General features: G+C 72.9%; 18 protein-coding genes and 1 riboswitch. Of the genes, 8 read left to right on the top strand and 10 right to left on the bottom strand.

Annotated elements, in window-relative coordinates; genetic code table 11:
• Nucleotides 1–20 precede the first annotated feature (20 nt).
• Entirely contained in the window at nucleotides 21–1,112 is a 1,092-nt protein-coding gene (locus tag OG990_RS27820; RefSeq protein ID WP_328422549.1) for a PLP-dependent cysteine synthase family protein, read from the top strand.
• A gap of 56 nt (nucleotides 1,113–1,168) precedes the next feature.
• Here the strand turns inward: OG990_RS27820 and OG990_RS27815 are convergent, their stop codons facing one another.
• The 4 genes from OG990_RS27815 to OG990_RS27800 all read right to left on the bottom strand — a co-directional run bounded on the left by OG990_RS27815 (nucleotide 1,169) and on the right by OG990_RS27800 (nucleotide 7,320).
• Nucleotides 1,169–1,789, bottom strand: coding sequence for a putative glycolipid-binding domain-containing protein (locus OG990_RS27815; protein WP_406081907.1), 621 nt, complete (start codon nucleotides 1,787–1,789; stop codon nucleotides 1,169–1,171).
• Nucleotides 1,790–1,903: 114 nt separating this feature from the next.
• Nucleotides 1,904–3,925 carry a DEAD/DEAH box helicase gene (locus tag OG990_RS27810; protein ID WP_406077646.1) on the bottom strand — a complete coding sequence of 674 codons (2,022 nt, stop codon included), beginning with the start codon at nucleotides 3,923–3,925 and terminating at the stop codon, nucleotides 1,904–1,906.
• 251 nt (nucleotides 3,926–4,176) lie between these two features.
• Nucleotides 4,177–5,658, bottom strand: a complete 1,482-nt coding sequence (locus OG990_RS27805) for a hypothetical protein (protein WP_406077645.1) — start codon at nucleotides 5,656–5,658, stop codon at nucleotides 4,177–4,179.
• Nucleotides 5,659–5,772: 114 nt separating this feature from the next.
• Complete coding sequence (locus OG990_RS27800) at nucleotides 5,773–7,320, bottom strand: NlpC/P60 family protein (RefSeq protein WP_406077644.1); 1,548 nt, start codon at nucleotides 7,318–7,320, stop codon at nucleotides 5,773–5,775.
• Nucleotides 7,321–7,554: 234 nt separating this feature from the next.
• Between OG990_RS27800 and mqnE the strand changes: the two genes are divergently transcribed.
• The 3 genes from mqnE to OG990_RS27785 all read left to right on the top strand — a co-directional run bounded on the left by mqnE (nucleotide 7,555) and on the right by OG990_RS27785 (nucleotide 9,547).
• Complete coding sequence (mqnE, locus tag OG990_RS27795) at nucleotides 7,555–8,724, top strand: aminofutalosine synthase MqnE (RefSeq protein WP_328422557.1); 1,170 nt, start codon at nucleotides 7,555–7,557, stop codon at nucleotides 8,722–8,724.
• 23 nt (nucleotides 8,725–8,747) lie between these two features.
• Nucleotides 8,748–9,185 (top strand): hypothetical protein, encoded by a 438-nt coding sequence (locus OG990_RS27790; protein WP_355600700.1) that lies wholly within the window; start codon nucleotides 8,748–8,750, stop codon nucleotides 9,183–9,185.
• Nucleotides 9,186–9,256: 71 nt separating this feature from the next.
• Nucleotides 9,257–9,547 carry a DUF4229 domain-containing protein gene (locus OG990_RS27785; protein WP_328426232.1) on the top strand — a complete coding sequence of 97 codons (291 nt, stop codon included), beginning with the start codon at nucleotides 9,257–9,259 and terminating at the stop codon, nucleotides 9,545–9,547.
• A 73-nt stretch (nucleotides 9,548–9,620) separates the two neighbouring features.
• Here OG990_RS27785 and OG990_RS27780 read toward each other — a convergent pair whose 3' ends face one another.
• The gene (locus tag OG990_RS27780) at nucleotides 9,621–10,976 is read right to left on the bottom strand and encodes a C39 family peptidase (RefSeq protein ID WP_386985765.1); all 1,356 of its coding nucleotides are present in this window, start codon (nucleotides 10,974–10,976) and stop codon (nucleotides 9,621–9,623) included.
• A gap of 211 nt (nucleotides 10,977–11,187) precedes the next feature.
• Here OG990_RS27780 and OG990_RS27775 point away from each other — a divergent pair, with 211 nt between their 5' ends.
• The 4 genes from OG990_RS27775 (at nucleotide 11,188) to OG990_RS27760 (ending at nucleotide 16,439) form a co-directional block, all read left to right on the top strand.
• A complete protein-coding gene (locus OG990_RS27775; RefSeq protein ID WP_406077643.1) occupies nucleotides 11,188–13,065 on the top strand; it encodes a M14 family zinc carboxypeptidase in 1,878 nt (625 codons plus the stop codon).
• 198 nt (nucleotides 13,066–13,263) lie between these two features.
• A riboswitch (cobalamin riboswitch) is annotated at nucleotides 13,264–13,329 on the top strand.
• Between the two features lie 110 nt (nucleotides 13,330–13,439).
• Nucleotides 13,440–14,375, top strand: a complete 936-nt coding sequence (locus tag OG990_RS27770) for an ABC transporter substrate-binding protein (RefSeq protein WP_406077642.1) — start codon at nucleotides 13,440–13,442, stop codon at nucleotides 14,373–14,375.
• A gap of 13 nt (nucleotides 14,376–14,388) precedes the next feature.
• Nucleotides 14,389–15,558, top strand: a complete 1,170-nt coding sequence (locus OG990_RS27765) for a FecCD family ABC transporter permease (RefSeq protein ID WP_406077641.1) — start codon at nucleotides 14,389–14,391, stop codon at nucleotides 15,556–15,558.
• Between the two features lie 101 nt (nucleotides 15,559–15,659).
• Entirely contained in the window at nucleotides 15,660–16,439 is a 780-nt protein-coding gene (locus OG990_RS27760) for an ABC transporter ATP-binding protein (protein WP_386986733.1), read from the top strand.
• Between the two features lie 34 nt (nucleotides 16,440–16,473).
• On the opposite strand, the gene OG990_RS27755 is transcribed toward OG990_RS27760, so the two are convergent.
• From OG990_RS27755 to OG990_RS27735, 5 genes are all read right to left on the bottom strand, one after another.
• A complete protein-coding gene (locus tag OG990_RS27755) occupies nucleotides 16,474–17,238 on the bottom strand; it encodes a VOC family protein (RefSeq protein ID WP_328422569.1) in 765 nt (254 codons plus the stop codon).
• Between the two features lie 95 nt (nucleotides 17,239–17,333).
• Nucleotides 17,334–18,071 carry an ABC transporter permease gene (locus tag OG990_RS27750; protein ID WP_355600689.1) on the bottom strand — a complete coding sequence of 246 codons (738 nt, stop codon included), beginning with the start codon at nucleotides 18,069–18,071 and terminating at the stop codon, nucleotides 17,334–17,336.
• A gap of 13 nt (nucleotides 18,072–18,084) precedes the next feature.
• Entirely contained in the window at nucleotides 18,085–19,050 is a 966-nt protein-coding gene (locus tag OG990_RS27745) for an ABC transporter ATP-binding protein (RefSeq protein WP_386985757.1), read from the bottom strand.
• A complete protein-coding gene (locus OG990_RS27740; protein WP_386985755.1) occupies nucleotides 19,047–19,373 on the bottom strand; it encodes a transcriptional regulator in 327 nt (108 codons plus the stop codon). The genes OG990_RS27745 and OG990_RS27740 overlap by 4 nt, the downstream gene beginning before the upstream one ends.
• Nucleotides 19,370–20,011 carry a transporter gene (locus OG990_RS27735; protein ID WP_406077640.1) on the bottom strand — a complete coding sequence of 214 codons (642 nt, stop codon included), beginning with the start codon at nucleotides 20,009–20,011 and terminating at the stop codon, nucleotides 19,370–19,372. Before OG990_RS27735 ends, OG990_RS27740 begins: the two co-directional genes overlap by 4 nt.
• Nucleotides 20,012–20,082: the final 71 nt, after the last annotated feature.

Here is a 20,082-nt window from a genome sequence, read left to right as displayed (position 1 = left end):
CTGCTTGCTAGGTTTCCGGCGTGACTCATCTCGACCGGTGCGACGAGGCCAGCCGGACCTGGGTGACCGAAGCGATCGCCGCCGTCGAGGCGGACGCGAACCGCTCGGCCGACACCCACCTGCTGCCGTTCCCGCTGCCTCGGGCATGGGGGATCGACCTCTACCTCAAAGACGAGTCGGTGCACCCGACCGGCTCGCTGAAGCACCGGCTGGCCCGGTCGCTGTTCCTGTACGGGCTCTGCAACGGCTGGATCGGGCCGCGTACCACGATCGTCGAGGCGTCCTCCGGCTCCACGGCGGTCTCCGAGGCGTACTTCGCCCGGATGCTCGGGCTGCCGTTCATCGCGGTGATGCCCGCCTCCACCTCACCGGAGAAGATCGCGCAGATCGAGTTCCAGGGCGGCCGGTGCCACCTCGTGGACGACCCCGCGACCGTGGTGGTCGAGGCCCGCTGGCTGGCCGAGGACTCCGGCGGCCACTTCATGGACCAGTTCACCTACGCCGAGCGGGCCACCGACTGGCGGGGCAACAACAACATCGCCGAGTCGATCTACGCGCAGTTGGAGCTGGAACGGCATCCGATCCCCACCTGGGTCGTGGTGGGCGCCGGCACCGGGGGCACCAGCGCCACCATCGGCCGGTACGCCCGCTATCGCCGGCTGGCCACCAAACTCTGCGTCGTGGACCCGGAGAACTCCGCGTTCTACCCGGCCTGGCTGGCTGCCGACTGGTCGGTGCGCACCGGGAAGGGATCCCGGATCGAGGGGATCGGCCGTCCCACCGTGGAGGCGTCCTTCCTGCCGTCGGTGGTGGACCGGATGGTCCAGGTGCAGGATGCCGCGTCGCTGGCCGCCATGCGGGCCGGCTCGGCGGTGCTCGGCCGCCGGGTGGGTGGCTCCACCGGCACCAACCTGTGGGGCGCGTTCGGCCTGATCGCCGGGATGCTCGCCGAGGGCCGGGCCGGCTCGGTCGTCACCCTGATCTGCGACGCTGGCGATCGGTACGCCGACACGTACTACGACGACGACTGGGTGAGCGCTCAGGGCCTCGACCTCGCGCCGCACCTGGCCATCGTCGAACGGTTCCTGACCAGCGGCGCTTGGCCCGCCTGAGCCGTGCCGACGGGGTTCGCCGGTCGCGGGCGCCCCTCGCGGGTCGCGTCGCCCGTTCAGCGCGGGTCGATCCGTTCGGCCAGCCCGGGGTAGCGCACCACGTAGCCGTCGGCATCCAGGTCGATGTCGGCGGTGAAGGTGCCGCTGGCGAACCGCACCCGGCCCGGCCCGAGCCCGGTGTAGATCTGCTCGGCCGGCACCACCTCCAGGCCAGGCAGCAGAACCCACGCCACGGTGATCCGGTGCGGCCGGTCGGCCGGCCCGGCGGCCAGCCCGAGCCGGTGGACCGGGAGGGCGTTGAACAGCGGTGACCCGCTCAGGTCCACGTCGAGCGCGTCGGCCAGCCGGTCCGGGTCGTCGGTGCCCGGCAGGCCCGTCCGGGGGTGACCGGCCGCGGTCAGCGCCGCGTCCAGGTCGCCCTGCTCGGCGGTGGTCACCCGCCACCGGTCCACGGCCCGCTCCAGCGTCACTCTGCGCAGCCAGCCCAGCCCTTCGACCTCGACCTCCACCCGGGTGGTGATCCAGTCCGGCGTGGTGGTCAGCTGGTAGCGGGCGGTCCAGGGGATCGGGTCCACGGCGAGCAGGGTGCCCCGGGCCGCCAACCCGTGGCCGTCGTCGAGCAGGACCTGCTCGCTGCCGGCGGTGTCCGTCCGGGACCAGAAGATCGACTTCGGCATGGTCGCCATGAGCCGGACGTTACGCGACCGGGCCGTCATCGGCAGGGCATGCGCGAACGCCGCCGCGGAGCGTGGGCTCCGCGACGGCGTCCGGTCGATCAGTGCGTCAGATCATCAGTGGGTACGGGCCGGCGGTCGCCCACCGAAGCCGCGCCGGTCGTCACGCGGCCGGTCATCGCGCGGCCGGTCGTCCCGACCACGGCCCTCGGAGCGGAAGCCGCCCCGGGAGTCCCGGTCCGCGAAGCGCCGCTCCCCGGCGGGCCGGTCGCCCTGCTGCCGGTCGCCCTGCGGACGGTCGCCGTAGCGCCGCTCGCCGGTCGGGCGGTCGCCCCTGCCGTCCCGGTCGCCGAACTGCGGTCGGTCCCCGAACCGGCGCTCGCCCTGCGGCCGATCGCCGTAACCCCGAGTGTCCCGATCGGCGTAACGACGCTCACCGGTCGGACGGTCCCCGTAGCCCCGGTCGCCGGTCGGGCGGTCGCCCTGCGGACGGTCGCCGTAGCGGCGCTCGCCGGTCGGGCGGTCGCCGTACTGTCGGTCGCCCTGCGGCCGGTCGCCGAAGCGCCGCTCACCCTGCGGTCGGTCGCCGTAACCCCGGTCGCCCTGCGGACGGTCGCTGTAGCGGCGCTCGCCGGTCGGGCGGTCGCCGTACTGCCGGTCGCCCTGCGGTCGGTCGCCGAAGCGCCGCTCACCCTGCGGACGGTCGCCGAAGCGCCGCTCGCCGGTCGGGCGGTCGCCGTAGCGCCGCTCACCCTGCGAGCGGTCGCCGAACCGGCGGTCACCACTCGGGCGGTCGCCGAAGCGGCGCGGGCCCCCGGACCGGTCGTCGAAGCGGCGCGAGCCGCCGGAGCGGTCGCCGAAGCCACGGGGCTCCGCCTCCATTCGAACCGGGACGCCGCTCGGCGCACGGGCGCCGATCAGCTCGGCCAGCACCGGGTCGCCGGCCTTGACCCGGGTCTCGGCCGGCGCGACGCCGGCCTTCTCCAGCATGGCCAGGGTGGTGCGGCGCTGCTTGGGCAGCACCAGCGTGGCGACCGCGCCCGACTCGCCGGCCCGGGCGGTACGCCCGGCGCGGTGCAGGTAGTCCTTGGGGTCCTTCGGCGGGTCCACGTGCAGCACCAGGGTGACCCCGTCCACGTGGATGCCCCGGGCCGCCACGTCGGTGGCGACCAGGACGTTCATCCGGCCCTCACGGAACTCGGCCAGGGTCTTGGTGCGCATCCGCTGGGTCTTGCCGCCGTGCAGCCCACCGGCCCGTACGCCGACCGCGGCGAGCTGCTCGACCAGCCGGTCCACGCCCAGCTGGGTGCGGGCGAAGACCATGGTGCGGCCATCCCGGGCGGCGATCGAGGCAGCCACCGGGAACTTGTCGTGCGGCGGGATCAACAGCATGTGGTGGTCCATGGTGGACACCGAGGCGGTGGACGGCGCCGTGGAGTGGGTCACCGGGTCGGTCATGAACCGCCTGACCAACGCGTCGACGTCACCGTCCAGGGTGGCCGAGAAGAGCAGCCGCTGACCGTTCGCGGGCGTCTTCGCCAGCAGGTCGGTCACCTCGGGCAGGAAGCCCATGTCGGCCATCTGGTCGGCCTCGTCCAGCACCGTGACCTCGACGTCGTCGAGCTGGCAGATGCCCCGCTCGATCAGGTCGCCGAGCCGGCCCGGGGTCGCCACGATGATCTCCACGCCGCGCCGCAGCGCGTCGATCTGGCGGTCGTACGGAACCCCACCGACGGCGGTCTTCAGGAACACGTTGAGTGCCTTGCCCAGCGGCAGCAGGGCGTCGTTGACCTGCATGGCCAACTCCCGGGTCGGGACCAGGACCAGGGCGCGCGGCCGCAGCGGCCGGGCCGGCTTGGCGGCGGCTACCCGGGCCAGCAGCGGCAGGCCGAAGGCGAGCGTCTTGCCCGAACCGGTCTGCCCGCGGCCCAGCACGTCCCGGCCGGCGAGCGCGTCCGGAACGGTGGCCCGCTGGATCTCGAACGGGGTGGTGATGCCCTGGCGCGCCAGCGCGCGGACCAGGGGCTCGGGCAGGCCGAGCGCGGTGAAGTCGATCTGCTCGGCGGCGGTCGGCGCCGGCGCGGTGCCGGCCTCCGTCGAGGTGGCGTCGGTCGTCTCCGGGGAGGCGTCGGCCGTCACCGGGGCGGGGTTGAAAACGGACGAAACGATGCTGGGGTCAGCAGAGGTGGTCAACAAATGCCTTTCGAGCGGGGCGCATCTTCGCGATGGCCCGCCGCGGCTGTACCGCCGGATCGCCCGCAAGATCGCCCATGGGCGCGCATCACGCGCGCCGGGTCAGTGATCTCGCCCAGTGTACGGCGGTCTGGCGGAGTCGCCAGCCGGTTGACCGACGGTAGTGGGCGGACTCACCATCGCTTCCGGTCGCCGGCTCAGCCGCTGAGCACGCTGCCCATCAGACCGTCCAGGGCGTTGTTGGCGAGCAGGACGATCAGCACGCTGATCGCCACCAGCAGCCCCAGCGCGGCGGCCAGGACGATCACCACGCGGGTGGTCCTGGAGCGCTCAGCCGGCGTGTCCGCCCAGCCCTGGGCCAGGATGTGCCCGGTCAGCGAGCCGGAGTTCTCCACCGCGTTGGCCGGCAGCGCGATCGTGGCGAAGCCCGGTCCGTCCCCGCCGGCGTAGACGGTGCCAGCCAGGTCCGGGCCGCCGTCGTACCGTCCGCCGGGCGCGCCCTGCCCCGCCGGCCGCCCGGCCATCGGGTGGGCCGGCGAAACGGTCGGCCGGGACACGCCGACGCCGCTTGCGTACGACTGGGGAGCGCCGGTGGTGGTTGGCGGCCAGCTGGGCAGCGCGGGCGCGGGCACCACCGGTGGTGCGGAGACGGGTGCCTTGGCCCTGCCGCCGGCCGAGGTCGGCTGCGCCGCGACGGCCGCGGACGGCCAACCGGCCGGTGGTGCGGAGACCGACGCGGTGGCACGGACGCCCGGCAGAGTGCCGGGCATCGCCGGTGGCGGCGGGAACGGCGGTGCCGGCATCGGCCCGGGCGGCGGTGGTGGCGCGGGCACCGGCGGGCCGGGCGGCGGCACCGGCGGACCGGGCACTGGCGGAGCCGGCGGGCCCGGGATGGGCGGCAACGGCGAGGGCGGCGGTGTGGGCGGGCCCGGGACGGGCGGCACCGGGCCGGGCGGTGGCGTGGGCCGAGGCCCTGGCGTCGGCGCCGGGCCGGGCGGGTACGGCCCCGGGGTCGGCGCAGGCCCCGGCTCGGGCCGCGACGGCGGGGTCGGCCCGGGCTCCGGCTCGGGCCGCGACGGTGGAGTCGGCCCTGGCCCGGGTGGCGCGGGGATCGGCTCCGGCTCCGGGGTCGGCGGCGTGGGCGGCTGGGCGGGCTCCGGTGGCTGCACCGGCTCCGGTGGCTCCGGGTTCACCGGACCGGACCGGTAGACGGCGGGCGCGCTTGCCCGAGGGTCCGGGGTGCCCGCCGTTCCGGCCGTGACTCGACTGCTGCCGGGCACCGTGGCGCTGGCCCGGGCCGGGGCCGTCGAACCATCCCGCTGCCCGGGCAGCGCACCGGCCGGCGTGGCGGAACCGGTCGCCCGGTAGGTGGTCGCGCTGGCCGGAGCGCTGGCCGGAAGGTCACCGGTCAGCGCGGCGGCGGTCGCGACACTCGCCCGGGCTCGTACCGGGACGGCAGCCGGGTCAGGGCGAGCTTCCTCGGATGCCGGCTGCCCGGCGTCCGAGTCCGGAGCGTCCCCGGCGGCGCCGGTGTTGTCGGGGGTGTCGGCGGTGGCGGAGGCCTCGCTGGCGGCCGACTCGGCGTCGCTGGTGGGTGCCGGGTCTGCGGGCTCCGGTGGATCGACCCGGTCGATGGCGACAGGGTCGACAGTCTCCGCCGGATCACTCTGCTCGGCCATCTCCGCCCTCCGTGCCGCACCCGCACCCGCACCCGTGACGTCGGGCCGGGTGTGCATGGATGTCACGGTGCCACAGATCGCCCCGAGCGGACAGCCGGAGCCAAACGTGGCGGGTCAGCTTTCGGTGCTCGGGCTGCCCTCCGTGCTCGCGGCCGGGCTGTCGCTGGCCGCCCCGCTCTCGCTGGCCGACGGCTCGCTGGCCGGGGACGAGCTGGCCGGGGACGAGGTGGCCGGTGCGCTGGTCGGCGGCGGCGGGGTCGTCGGCGGCGGGGTCGTCGGGGTCTGGGTCGGGCTGGGCGACGGGCTCGGCGAGGTGCTGCCGGTCGGCGTCGGCGTCGGCGTCGCGCTGCCCGTGGGCCTCGGGGTGGCCGAGCCGGTCGGCGTCGGCGTCGGCTTGGTGGTGGGCGTCGGCTTCGGGGTCGTGCTGGGCGGCGGGGTCGGCACGATCGGGGCCGGCACCGCGCCGATCACCCGGGTGGCGGCGTACAGCCGGGACCAGGAGACGACTGAGATCTTGACGACGTCGCCGGTGGTGGGCGCCTGCACCATCTTGCCGTTGCCGATGTACATGCCGACGTGGTGGATCGTGGTGTAGCTGCTGCCCGAGGCGAAGAAGAGCAGGTCGCCGGGGAGCAGCGCGGCCTGCGGCACGGTCCGCGACCGGGTGGCCGCGTACTGGTCCCGGGAGACGCGGGGCAGGTCGAAGTAGTCGGCGCCCGGGGACCGGTACGCCGCCCACATGAGACCGGAGCAGTCGAACCGGTCCGGCCCCTCCTCCGACCACTTGTACGGGTCGCCGAGCTGGGCCAGGGCGTACGCGACCGCAGCCAGCGCCCGCGGGTGCGCGGCCATCCCACTGACGCTCTGACCCGCCACGTAGCCGGCACCGAGCTGCTGCTCGACGGCCTCCTGCTGGCGTTCGATCTGGATCAGCTGCGCGGCGTTGTCCCGGCGCAGTTTGAGCAGGCTGGCCTCGGCCGTGCGCAGTGCCTGATCGCCAGCGGTGAACTCCGCCTCGGCGGCGTCGACCCGGGCCTTGGCCGCGGTGTGCGCCTGGTAGGCGAGCTGCTCGCCGTTGCGGGCCCGGGACAGCTCCCCGGCCACCCCGGTGGTGCCGCCCGCGACCTTCTCGCCGCGGGTGATCTGCTGGAGCCGGCTCAGCCCCTGGATGTCGTCGGCGAGGTCGCCGGGCGGCAGCGCGGCGGCTGCCTTGATCGCGTCCGAGGCGGCCACGTCGGCGGCCTGCTGAGCCCGGAGCAGGGTGTCCTGCGCGGTCTCCAGCATCTTGCCGGCCGCTTGGAGCTGCGCCTGCGCGTCGGTGCGTTTCTGCCGGCTCAGCAGCAGCGCCTCGCCGAGCGTGCCGACCTGGATTTCACCGGCGGAGATCTGGGCGGCCAGCGGGCCTGTGCCGACGTTGACGACCGGCGGGACCGGGATGCCGGCGACGGGCGCGCCGCCGGGCAGTTGGAGCGCGCCGGCCACCGCAGGGCGCGCGCCGGTGTCGGGCACTGTGGTCGGCAGCCCGGGTTCGGCGTACGCGGGGGTGGCCAGCACCGCGGCGGCGATCGCCCCGAGCAGGGCGGCCCAGAGCCTCGGGCGCAGCACCGGCGAGATCACCGGGCTCCGTCGTCGCTGCCGTCGCCCGCGCTCGCTGTCGACCATTCCGCTCCCCGTCCCGCAGCCCGTCGCCGCGCCCCAAGGGCGCAGCCGTCGGGACGGTACCAGTGTGTTCCGCCCCACCCTGTCTTACCGCAACGGGGCAGTGATGTCGATGCATCGCCGGGTTACGGGAGGCTGAGAGTCTGGTGAAGTGGGTCGCTGCCGGCGACCGTGCCGCCGGGGCCGTCGGCGTCCCGACGTACGCTCGACCGGGACCGCAGGTGGAAGGGACGTGCCATGGACGCCGGACTCAAGCGTGAGCTCGAAGCGAAGGTGTACGCCGGTGAGCGGCTGACCCGTGAGGACGGGGTCGCCCTATACGACAGCGATGACCTGACCTGGCTGGGGCGGCTGGCTCATCACAAGCGCACCGAGCTCAACGGCGACCGGGTGATGTTCAACGTCAACCGGCATCTCAACCTGACCAACGTCTGCTCGGCGTCCTGTGCGTACTGCTCGTTCCAGCGCAAGCCGGGCGAGAAGGACGCGTACACGATGCGCATCGACGAGGCCGTCCGCAAGGCCAAGGAGATGGAGGATGAGCAGCTCACCGAGCTGCACATCGTCAACGGCCTGCACCCGACGCTGCCCTGGCGTTACTACCCCAAGGTGCTGCGCGAGCTGAAGGCGGCCCTGCCGAACGTCAAGCTCAAGTGCTTCACCGCGACCGAGGTGCAGTGGTTCGAGAAGATCAGCGGTCTGAGTGCCGACGAGATCCTCGACGAGCTGATGGACGCCGGTCTGGAGTCGCTGACCGGCGGCGGTGCGGAGATCTTCGACTGGGAGGTCCGGCAGCACATCGTCGACCACGCCTGCCACTGGGAGGACTGGTCGCGGATCCACGCCCTGGCGCACAGCAAGGGCATGAAGACCCCGGCGACGATGCTGTACGGCCACATCGAGGAGCCCCGACACCGGGTCGACCACGTGCTGCGGCTGCGCGAGCTGCAGGACGAGACCGGCGGCTTCGCGGTCTTCATCCCGCTGCGCTACCAGCACGACTTCGTGGACTCGGCGGACGGCAAGATCCGTAACAAGATCCAGGCGCGCACCACGATGGCCTCGCCGGCCGAGTCGCTGAAGACGTTCGCCGTCTCCCGGCTGCTCTTCGACAACGTGCCGCACGTGAAGAACTTCTGGGTGATGCACGGGCTCTCGGTAGCCCAGCTCTCGCTGAACTTCGGCGTGGACGACCTGGACGGCTCGGTTGTCGAATACAAGATCACCCACGACGCCGACTCGTACGGCACCCCGAACACCATGCACCGCGATGACCTGCTGCACCTGATCTGGGACGCCGGATTCCAGCCGGTCGAGCGGGACACCCGCTACAACGTGGTCCGGGAGTACGACAAGGCGCCGTCGCTGGCCGAGCGCCGTGCCGAGCCGCAGCAGGTCTGGGCCTGAGTCACCACGTACCCTCGCAGTCGATGACCGAGCAGCGTAAGTCCGAGCAGCAGGGCGGCTTCCCCCGACGGGACGCCGAGGGGCGCGTCCGTACCCTGGGCGATCTGCTCGGGGTGTGTCTGGCCGGCCTGGTCATCGGCGCGCTGGCGCTCGTGCTGTTCGACTGGGCGTTCGCCTCGATGGGCGCCGGCGACTTCGGGCACACCAACGGCTGGTTGGCGGTGATCCTGCCGGCCTGGCTGTTCTGGGACGACTTCCGGGCCTGGGAGTTCGGCGCGGCCCGGGTGGTGGCGGCGTTGGTCGCCGCCGCAGTCGGGGTGTTCGCCGGGTTGCTGATCGCCGGTCTGGGCGCCGGGTTGCCGCCGCTGCTCTCCGGAGCGTTGGCGGCGGCGGCGTTCACCGTGGCGTACGCGGCGGTCTGGTTCCCGGGCGTCCGCTGGCTGGCCCGCCGGACCGGCTGATCCCGACCGCCCGCCGGGCGGGTCGATTCTTCCGCCGGCACCGGCGGGTGACGGAGAACGGAGTGGTGCAGGTGAGCGCGGCGGTCAAGTACACGCTGGGCCGGATCGGGCTGTTCGTCGCCGTGCTGGCGGGCCTCTGGCTGATCGACATGAACGTGTTCCTGAAGCTGATGCTGGCGCTTGCCTTCTCCGCCGCGCTCTCCTTCTTCCTGCTGCGTGGCTGGCGGGACGAGATGGGCGAGGAGATGGCCGACGCGGCGGAGCGCCGCCGCAGCGAGAAGGAGCGTCTCCGCTCTGCCCTGGCCGGCGACGACCAGCCCTCCACCGACCCCGAGCCTCCCACCGACCGGCCCTCGCGCTGATCAAGAGGTTTGCGTCACCAGGACGGCTCCCGGTGACGCAAACCTCTTGATCAGACGCGCTCGGCCGGGTGGGTCACCAGTTGGTGGAGCCGGGGACCTTCGGCCAGGCCTTCCAGGTGGGCTTGATCAGGTACGCGACGCCGCCCGAGCCGCCGGAGACGCCGCCGCTGGCGTTGGTCCGCTTGGTACGCAGCCAGATCTGCTCGAACTGGGCACGCTTGTAGACGTTGCGCACCACGTCGTTGCTGGACGATGCGGGATCGTTGACGATCACGTCGCCGTCAGCGGTGAAGCCGACCACCACGAACAGGTGCCCGGAGGTGCCGTAGTTCGCCCCGTCCAGCTCGCTGGCGAGGAAGGACTGGCTGGTCACCACCGGGATGCCGGCGGCGATGAAGCGTTCCAGTTCGTCCAGCGAGTGCATCCGGGTCACCCGACCCTCCAGGCCGGGGAAGCTGGCCGCGTACGCGGTGTTGAAGGGCCAGTTGCCGGCACCGTCGTACGCGTAGTCGTAGGTCATCCGCGCAGCGTGGTTGACGGTCGGGTCGGGGTAGGTCGGGTCCACCCAGGAGGTGTCGGCCGCGGACGGCCGCCGACCCCAGTACTCGACCACCATCTCCGTGGAGGTCGGGGAGCACCATGCCTCGCCACCGCCGTCGTACTCGGGGTAGTGCCCGGAGTGCACGTTCTGCGAGTAGCGCGGCACCGGCAGCTCGACGCCCCAGGCGATGTGCCCGGCGCTCGGCGTGACGGTGAACCGGTCCGGCACGGTCGAGCTCATCGCGCCGAGCATCCGGACCACCGGCGCGGCGGCCTGACCGGGCGCGCGGTAGAGGGTCAGCCGCAACTGGTACGACCGCAGCAGCACCCCGGCGGTGGCGTCGTCGATGCTGAAGGTGTCGGTCCAGATCGTCGACCAGGGGTCGCCCTGCCGGTTGACGGTGGTCCGCTTGATGTCGTTGTCGCCGGACGCCCAGCGGCCCATGACGTACCACGGGGTCTGGTCACCGCTGGTGTAGCTGCCCTGCATCTCCACCTGGATCCAGGTGCCGGCCGGGGTCTCCGCGTTCCAGGAGGCGATCAGCTCGGTGGCGTCGAACCCGATCCGGGTCACCGGCGAGGTCCAGGTGCCGTACTCCCAGCTACGGGTGGTGCCGCTGTGCGGGTCGGCGTACTCGGTGGTGCCGGCAGGGCGAGCCAGGGTGAGGCCCGATCGGGCGCCGGGCACCACGCGGGTGCCGGCCCGGTCGCCCCGGTGCCAGTCCGCCGGCCCGGACCAGTCCTGGAACGTGATCTGCTCGTCGTGGGTGATGGGGTGCGGACGGCCGCCGGTGAGCGGTTGGGCCGCCACCGCGGGTGCGGCGGTGGCGAGCAGGGTGAGCGCGGTGACGCCGGCGAGGGCGGCCGTGCGCAGGCGGGATCTGGCCATGGGTGCTCCGCGGTGTCGAGAGGGACATCGTCGCTGGTCAGTGTTCCGCTTGGAGGGAAGTTTCGCCAGATGTTCGATGGTGGAAAATCATTGCCGCCGCGATGATTCGCCTGGGATGCATTAGGCAGCGATCAATATTGATATGACCATGTGACTGATGGTGAAGTGTCCTCCACCGAGCGGGATCTCCCGCCCTTCGAGGAGGTAGTCCATGGCCCTCCGCACGCCCACCCCTCTCCGCCGCGTCCTGGTGCTCGCCGTCGTCACCGGGCTGGCAATCGCCACCGTCGGCGCCGCCCCGGTCGCCGCCCGACCGGCACCGGACCGGACCGCCGAACAGGCCGCCACCGGCTACCGGGTCCTCGGCCCTCGGACCGTCGCCGATCGCACCGCGGTGGCCCGCACCGGGGCCGCCATCGACTACTCCGAACACGGCGTACTGCACATCTCCGCCACCGCCACCGAGGCCGCCGCGATCAGCCGTCTCGGCTTCCGGCTGGAACCGCTCGCCCCACCGCCGAACGTCGAGCGAGGTGCCAGCGAGGTGGGCACGTTGGCGTTCCCGCCCGCCGACTCCAACTTCCACGACTACGCGGAACTGACCGCCGTGGTGAACCAGGCCGTCGCCGACCACCCGGCCATCGCCCGCAAGATCAGCATTGGTACGTCGTACGAGGGCCGCGACCTGATGGCGGTGAAGATCTCCGACAACGTCGGCACCGACGAGGGTGAGCCGGAGATCCTGTTCAACGCCCAGCAGCACGCCCGCGAGCACCTGACTGTCGAGATGGCGATCTACCTGCTCAACCTCTTCACCGACAGCTACGGCGCCGACTCCCGGATCACGAACATCGTCAACAGCCGGGAGATCTGGATCGTGCCGACGGTCAACCCGGACGGCAGCGAGTACGACATCGCCACCGGGTCGTACCGGTCGTGGCGCAAGAACCGGCAGCCGAACAGCGGCTCGTCCGCGGTCGGCACCGACCTGAACCGCAACTGGTCCCACCAGTGGGGCTGCTGCGGCGGCTCGTCCGGCAGCACCTCGTCGGAGACCTACCGCGGCCCCTCGGCGTTCTCCGCCCCGGAGACGCAGGCGCTGCGCAACTTCGTCAACAGCCGGGTCGTCGGCGGCGTCCAGCAGATCAAGGCGAACATCGACTTCCACACCTACTCGCAGCTGGTGCTCTGGCCCTTCGGCTACACCACCGCCAACAATCCGGCGGGGATGAGCGCGGACCAGTACAACACCTTCGCCACCATCGGCCAGCAGATGGCGGCCACCAACAGCTACACCCCGGAGCAGTCCAGCGACCTCTACATCGCCGACGGCACCAGCATCGACTGGATGTGGGCCACCCACAACATCTGGGCGTACACCTTCGAGATGTACCCGGGCTCGGCGAGTGGCGGCGGCTTCTACCCGCCGGACGAGGTGATCCCCGCGCAGACCACCCGCAACCGGGAGGCCGTGCTGATGCTCAGCGAGTACGCCGACTGTCCGTACCGGGCCATCGGCAAGCAGGCGCAGTACTGCGGCGGCGGTGGCGGCACCACCGTCTGGTCGGACACCTTCGAGACGGCCACCGGCTGGACGATCAACCCGGCCGGCACCGACACCGCCACGGCCGGGATGTTCGAGCGGGGCGCCGCCCAGGCGACCACCTCCAGCGGGGCAAAGCAGCTCACCCCGTACGCCGGCGCCAACGACCTGGTCACCGGCCGGCTCGCGGGATCGGCCGCCGGTGACCACGACGTCGACGGCGGCGTGACCAGCGCCCGGTCCCCGGCGGTGACCCTGCCGTCGTCCGGCACGCTGACCCTGTCGTTGGCCTGGTACCTGGCGCACGGCTCGAACGCCTCCTCGGCGGACTACCTGCGGGTGAGCGTGGTGCACAACGGCGGCACCACGGCGCTGCTCACCCAGGCCGGCGCGGCAGCCAACCGCAACGGGAGCTGGGCGGTGGCCAACCTCAACCTCAGCCCGTACGCGGGCCAGTCGGTGCGCATCCTCGTCGAGGCGGCGGACGCCTCCGGCGCCAGCCTGGTGGAGGCGGCTGTGGACAACGTCACCATCACCGCCTCCTGATCGGGTGGGGCCCCGTCCCGCCCCCGGCGGGGCCCCACCACCCGCTCCGACCCCGCGGATCCGGGACATATCGCCGCCGGTCGACCACCCCAGCCCGCCATCAGGCGGCCCAGGTGATCGACCGGCGGTGATCGGTCCTTGATCGATCCGGCACGTCCTGGCGGTGCGCTACCGTCTTAGCGACCAGTCCGCAGCGAAGCCGGTGTGAGCCCGGCGCTGTCCCGCAACTGTGATGCCCCGTCCTGACGGCGGGGACGAGCCAGGTCGCCTGCGGATCGGTCGCGACACGCGCTCTCGAGGAAGGGCGCCTCGTGGGCGGGCGCACGAAAGTCCTGTCGGCGAAGCACCACACTCCTCGACCGACAGGAGGACCCATGTCCAGACGTACCCCCCGGCTCTTCGCCGCGACCCTCGCGGTCGCCGCACTCGCCCTCGGCGCCTGCGCCGAGAAGGCCGCCGACCAGCCGGCCGCCGGCGCCAGTTCGGCGTCCGCCGCCTACCCGGTGACGGTCGGCTCGCTCACCCTCGACAAACGCCCCGAGAAGATCGTCTCGTTGTCGCCCACCGCCACCGAGATGCTCTTCGCCATCGGTGCCGGCCCGCAGGTGAGCGCGGTCGACGACCAGTCCAGCTACCCGGCCGACGCGCCCAAGAGCGACCTGTCCGGCTTCCAGCCCAACGCCGAGGCGATCGCCGGCAAGAGCCCCGACCTGGTGGTGCTCTCCGATGACCGCAACAAGATCGTCGAGCAGCTCGGCAAGCTGAAGATTCCGGTCTACCTGACTCCGACGGCGACCACGCTGGACGACTCCTACCGGCAGATCACCGAGCTGGGCAGCCTGACCGGGCACGTCGACCAGGCCGCCGACGTCACCGGCCGGATGAAGGACGACATCGCCAAGCTGCTCAAGGACGTGCCGCAGCGCGCCGAGAAGCTCACCTACTTCCACGAGCTGGGCCCGGAGTTGTACAGCGCGACCAGCAAGACCTTCATCGGCTCGCTCTACAGCCAGGTCGGGCTGACCAACATCGCCGACCCGGCCGACGCCGACGGCAAGAGCGCCGGCTACCCGCAGCTCTCCCAGGAGTTCATCGTCAAGGCCAACCCGGACTTCGTCTTCCTGGCCGACTCGAAGTGCTGCCAGCAGAACGCCGACTCGGTCAAGGCGCGCAGCGGCTGGGCCGGGCTGACCGCGGTGAAGAACAACCAGGTGGTGGCACTGGACGACGACATCGCCTCCCGCTGGGGCCCGCGGATCGTGGACCTGCTGCGGGTCATCGTCGACGCGGTCGCCAAGGTGCCCGCGTGACCGTCGTCCGTCGATGACCGGGCCGTCACCGGCGGGTGCACCGGCAGCATCCACCCAGCCGGCCGGGACGCAGCCTCCGTCCCCGCCCGCCGGGCTGCCGTTCGGAGCCCGACCCGCTGGGCTGCCGTCTGGAACCCGGCCCGCCGGGCTGCGCAAGCGTTGGCTGGTCGCCGGCGTGTTCGCGGTGCTCGTCGCGCTGATCGCCGGGGTGTCCATCGGCCCGGTCAGCCTGCCGCCGGGCAGCGTCGCCGCCGAGCTGCTCAACCTGATCCCCGGGGTGCACCTGAACAGCGGGCTGACCGAGCGGGAAATCGCCATCGTCACCGAGCTGCGGCTGCCCCGGGTGGTGCTGGGTCTGCTCGTCGGCGGCCTCCTGGCCCTGGCGGGCGGCTGCTATCAGGGGGTTTTCCGCAACCCGCTGGCCGACCCGTACCTGCTCGGCGTTGCCGCCGGCGCCGGGCTGGCGGTCACCGCGGTGATCGCCCTCGGCGGCGCCGGTCGGCAGGGCTCGATCACCGGGCTGCCGGTGACCATCCCACTGGCGGCCTTCGCCGGCTCGCTGGTCGCCGTGACGATGACCTACCTGCTCGGTGGTGCCGGCGGGCGGAGCCGCTCACCCGCGATGCTGATCCTGGCCGGGGTGGCGGTTTCCGCGTTCCTGTCCGCCGGGCAGACGTACCTGCTGCAACGGCACTCCGACAGCATCCAGCAGGTCTACTCCTGGCTGCTCGGTCGGCTGGCCACCGCGGGCTGGCACGACGTGTTGCTGGTGCTGCCGTACGCCGTGCTGACCACCGTGGTGGTGCTGCTGCACCGCCGCGAGCTGGACGTCCTCGCCGTCGGTGACGACGAGGCGAAAAGCCTCGGCCTGCACCCGCAGCGCTCCCGCTACCTGCTGATCGCCGCCGCCTCGCTGGGCACCGCCGCGGCGGTCTCCGCGACCGGCCTGATCGGCTTCGTCGGCATCATCGTGCCGCACACCGTCCGACTGCTCGCCGGGGCGAGCTACCGGGTGATCCTGCCGCTGTCGCTGCTGTTCGGCGCCGCGTTCCTGGCGCTGACCGACGTGGTGGCCCGCACCGCCGCCGCCCCGGCCGAGATCCCGATCGGGGTGGTCACCGCCCTGCTCGGCGGCCCGTTCTTCGTGCTCGTGCTACGTACCGCCCGGCGGGTGCTCACGTGAGCCCCGAGCGCACCGCCGGCTCGGCCGCTGCTGGCCCTGCCGGCGCGGCCACCACCGGCCAGGCTGGCCCGGCCGCTGCTGGTTCGGCCGGCGCTGCCGGCGTGCCGGCTGTCGAGGTCCGGGGGCTGCACGTCAGCCTGGACGGCACGCCGATCCTCACCGGCGTCGACCTCACGGTCGCGGCCGGCGAGTGGGTCACCGTGATCGGCCCGAACGGCGCCGGCAAGTCGACCCTGCTGCGCGCCGTCGGCGGGCTGCTGCCCGCGCCGGGGGCGATCACCCTGTTCGGTACGGCGAGCGCCGCACTGCGCCGCCGGGACCGCGCCCGGGTGGTGGCCACGGTGACGCAGTCCCCGGTGGTGCCGCCTGGCATGTCGGTGCTGGACTACGTGCTGCTCGGGCGCACCCCGTACATCCCGCCGCTGGGCCGGGAATCGGCCGCCGACGTGGACGCCGTGCACGAGGTGCTCGACCGGCTGGACCTCACCGGCTTCCACCGCCGGGAGTTGGCCACCCTCTCCGGGGGCGAACGCCAGCGGGTCTTCCTCGCCCGGGCACTGGCCCAGGGCGCGACGCTGCTGCTGCTCGACGAGCCGACCAGCGCGCTGGACATCGGTCACCAGCAGGACGTGCTGGAGCTGGTCGACCAGTTGCGCCGCGAGCACGGCCTGACCGTGCTCGCCACGATGCATGACCTCTCCCTGGCCGGCGAGTACGCCGACCGGATGGTGATGCTCGCCGACGGCCGGGTGGTGGCCGCCGGAACCCCCCGCGAGGTACTGACCGAGCACCTCCTCGCCACCCACTACCGGGCCAGCGTCCGCGTCGTCCCCGGCACCCACGGCCCTCTGGTAGTCCCCGTCCGCCCCCGCATGCCCTGACCCCCTCGCTCCAATCCCCGGGGAGGTGGCCAGGTCAGGGGCCAAGGTCGATGACGGAGAAGAGGGCGCCCTGGGGGTCGCGCAGGGCCGCGAACCGACCGGCCGGATTGTCGCGGGGCGGGACCAGGATCGTCCCGCCCAGCTCGGCGGCGCGGGCTGCGGCGGCGTCCGCGTCGGCCACCGCGAAGTACACCGTCCAGTACGCCGGCAGGTCGGCCGGGAAATCGTCGGCGAACGGCGGCATCATCCCGGCGACGATCCGCGCCCCGAGCCGCCATCCGGTGTACGTCATCCCGCCGACCGGCTGGTCGTCGGGCTGCCAGCCGAACACCAGCTCGTAGAAGACCTTCGCGCCCTCCGGGTCCGGGGTGACCAGCTCGTTCCAGCTCATCGCGCCGGGCACGTTGAACACCTCGGCACCGGGCATGGCCTGCGGTTGCCAGACGCTGAAGGTGGCGCCCGCCGGGTCGGCGAAGACCGCCATCCGGCCCCGGTCGAAGACCTCGAACGGCGGCACGACGACCTGCCCGCCGGCCCGTTCGACCCGCCCGGCGACCAGCTCCGCGTCGTCGGTGGCGAGGTACGTCGACCAGATCGGCACCTGGTCCGGGATCGCCGGCGGCCCGGCGCCGGCCACCGGCTGTCCGTCGAGCAGGAAGACGGTGTAGCCACCCGCCTCGGGCTCCGGTGTCACCCGGCCGGTCCAGCCGAACAGCTCCGGGTAGAAGCGCCGGGCGTCGGTCAGGTCCGGGGTGGCCAGGTCGGCCCAGCAGGGCGTGCCCGGCGGGACGGTGCTCACGGTGAAGACCCCTCTCGGCCCGGGCGGCCACGACGGCCCCCTGCCGGAATCCTGGCACCGTCCCGCTGCGGCCCGGGGCGGAAACGGACGAATCGTCAGCTAAACCGGCGACCCTCGTCCCGCCGGTACGCCCATCCGGCGAGCGTGGCGAGCAGCACCACCCAGACGCCGAGCATGATCAGCGCCAGCGGCTGGACCGAATAGTCGCCGACCGCCGACCACATCAATTCGGCGGCGCCCCGGGTGGGCAGGAAGGGCGCGATCGTCTCGATGAACCCGGGTGCCTCGCCCGGTGCGGAGAGCAGGCCGCCGCCGAACGCGAGCGGCAGGAACACCACCTGCGCCACCACGATCGCCGCCTTGCTCGGCAGCGAGTAGCCGATGGCGAGCCCCATCAGCGTGAACGGCACCGAGATGACGGCCACGATGCCGGCGGTCAGCAGGAATGCCGCCGGGGTGATCTGGGCCGCGGTCAGCGTCGCGCCGATCACCACGACCGGGATCAGCGACAGGTACGTCAGCGCCAGGCCGGCCAGCACCCGGCCGGCGAACCGGGGCGCCGGCCCGGCCGGCAGGGTCCGGGTGTACGGATTCCACGGCTGGTCGCGGTCCTCGGCGACGCCGACGCCGTACTGAAAGATGTTGGCGCTCATCACCGAGAAGGTGACCATCGACGCGGTGGCGAAGGTGGCGCCGACCGAGTCTTCGCCGGCGAACGGCACCACGAAGAAGATCATGGCGGCGGCCGGGAAGAAGGCGCTGCCGAAGACGGCCACCGGAATCCGGATGATCTCCAGGAGCTGGTAGCGGGCGTGGACCAGGGCGAGCTGCACGGTGGACGCCTCCTCAGGCGGTGGTGGGTCGGCCGCCAGCGGTGGCGGTGGTGGCGGGCGGTTCCCCGGCAGCGGACTGCTTCCCGATGGCGGGCTGCTCTCCGGTGGGGACCTGCTCCCCGGCGGTGATGGCGAGGAACGCCTCCTCCAGCGAGGTGGGCCGGACCTCCAGGTCGGCGAAGGCGGTCCCGGCGGTGACCAGCGCCCGGACCAGCTGGTCGGCGTCGGTGGTGAGCAGGTGCAGCCGACCGTCGATCCGTTCGGTGCGGACCACCCCGGGCAGCTCGGGCAGCTCGTCGGCGACCAGGCTGACCCGGCGCACGCCGACGATGCCGCGCACCGCGTCCACCGTGTCGTCGGCGAGCACCCGGCCCTGCCCGATCACCACCACCCGGCGGGCCAGGGCCTCCACCTCTTCCAGATAGTGGCTGCTCAGCAGGACCGTCCCGCCGTCATCGTGGAACGCCCGGATCGCGTCCCACAGGGTGTGCCGGGCGGCCACGTCCAGGCCGGTGGTCGGCTCGTCGAGCAGCACCAGCCGGGGCCGGCCCACGAACGCCAGCGCCACCGCCAGCCGGCGGCGCTGCCCGCCGGAGAGGCCGCCGGTCTGCCGCCGGGCGAGGTCGCCCAGACCGAAGCGGTCGAGCAGTTCACCCCGGGGCACCGGATCCGGGTAGTGCGCGGAGACGAAGTCGACGACCTCGCCGACGCGCAGCGTGCCCGGCAGGCCGGTCTCCTGCGGGGTGACCCCGATCTGTCGCCGGGACGCCGGGTCGCGGGGGTCACCGCCGAACAGCTCGACCCGACCCGAGCTGGGTCGACGTAGACCGACCAGCAGGTTCATCAGGGTGCTCTTGCCGGCGCCGTTCGGGCCGAGCAGGCCGACCAGCTCACCGGCCCGGACTTCCAGGTCGACGCGGTCGAGGGCCAGGACGTCGCCGTACCGGCGGCTGGCCTGGTCGGCGCGGGCGAGGGTCATGACTGCTCCTTCGACGGGGTGGGGTCGAGCGAGGTGGGGTCGAGCAGGGCGCGGACGGCCTCGGTGTACTCCTCGAATGCCAGCCGGCCCCGCCTGCTGAGTCGGATCAGGGTGGCCGGGGTACGTCCACGGTGGGTCTTGCTGACCTCGACGTAGCCGGCGTCCTCGAGCTTGCGCAGGTGCACGGAGAGGTTGCCGGCGGTCATCGTGAGCAGCTCCTGCAATCGGGGGAAGGCGATCCGGTCCCCGTCGCCGAGCGCGGAGAGGGTGGCGACCACCCGCAGCCGGGCCTGCGCGTGGATCACCGGGTCCAGCTCGGTCACGACCGGCGCCGCTGTCGCAGCGAGCTGATCGCGCCGACGACCAGGATCCCGCCACCGCCGGCAACCGCCAGCACCAGCGCGTGCCAGCCCGGCCCGGCGAACGTACCGGCCACGTTGATCGCGCTGATCCAGACGCCGAGCCGGAACAGGTCCCGGTCCAGCCAGATGGCTCCGCCGGCCATGTGCAGCGCACCGGTCAGCCCGACGGCGGTCGCCGACCAGAGCAGTGCCGCCTGGTCGTGTGGCAGGTGGTCGACGACCCGGCCGAGCACCGCGAACACGCTCACGGAACCCAGGGCCCAGGCGCAGCCGTACCAGCGCCCGCGCCGGGCGGAGTCGCCGCTGAGCTGGCCGTACGCCCGCGCGCTGGCGACCGCCTGGACCGCCGCGGCGGCCACCAGCAGGCCGAAGAGGGCGGTCACCGGCAGCCAGTCCGGTAGCCGGACCAGCACCCGACCGTCGGGTGCGAAGCGCAGGAAGAACAGCCCGAAACCGACCAACCAGGCGACACCCCATGGCCAGTAGAGCATTCGGGCGTCCGGCTCGAGCCGGCGTGCCGTCGCCACCCGTTGCTCCCGGATGAGGTGGAGCGCTGCCGCGGCGTCGGCGGGTGGTGGATCGTCGTCGTCGAGGTTCACGCAAACTACTTTAAACCACAAAGTCAATCCCACAAGACCTGGACGCCTCCGCCCGGGATGTCGGTAGCAGC

Source organism: Micromonospora sp. NBC_00858 (genome assembly GCF_045207365.1).
Taxonomy (GTDB): Bacteria; Actinomycetota; Actinomycetes; order Mycobacteriales; family Micromonosporaceae; genus Micromonospora.
This window is presented reverse-complemented; position numbering and strand designations above follow the sequence as displayed.

Excerpts from the sequence above, each read along its gene's own strand:
- OG990_RS27765 (WP_406077641.1), top strand. The coding sequence starts at position 14,389 with ATGACCGGGCCGTCACCGGCGGGTGCACCGGCAGCATCCACCCAGCCG.
- mqnE (WP_328422557.1), top strand. The coding sequence starts at position 7,555 with ATGGACGCCGGACTCAAGCGTGAGCTCGAAGCGAAGGTGTACGCCGGT.
- OG990_RS27790 (WP_355600700.1), top strand. The coding sequence starts at position 8,748 with ATGACCGAGCAGCGTAAGTCCGAGCAGCAGGGCGGCTTCCCCCGACGG.
- OG990_RS27815 (WP_406081907.1), bottom strand. The coding sequence starts at position 1,789 with ATGCCGAAGTCGATCTTCTGGTCCCGGACGGACACCGCCGGCAGCGAG.
- OG990_RS27805 (WP_406077645.1), bottom strand. The coding sequence starts at position 5,658 with ATGGCCGAGCAGAGTGATCCGGCGGAGACTGTCGACCCTGTCGCCATC.
- OG990_RS27745 (WP_386985757.1), bottom strand. The coding sequence starts at position 19,050 with ATGACCCTCGCCCGCGCCGACCAGGCCAGCCGCCGGTACGGCGACGTC.
- OG990_RS27775 (WP_406077643.1), top strand. The coding sequence starts at position 11,188 with ATGGCCCTCCGCACGCCCACCCCTCTCCGCCGCGTCCTGGTGCTCGCC.
- OG990_RS27800 (WP_406077644.1), bottom strand. The coding sequence starts at position 7,320 with ATGGTCGACAGCGAGCGCGGGCGACGGCAGCGACGACGGAGCCCGGTG.
- OG990_RS27780 (WP_386985765.1), bottom strand. The coding sequence starts at position 10,976 with ATGGCCAGATCCCGCCTGCGCACGGCCGCCCTCGCCGGCGTCACCGCG.
- OG990_RS27770 (WP_406077642.1), top strand. The coding sequence starts at position 13,440 with ATGTCCAGACGTACCCCCCGGCTCTTCGCCGCGACCCTCGCGGTCGCC.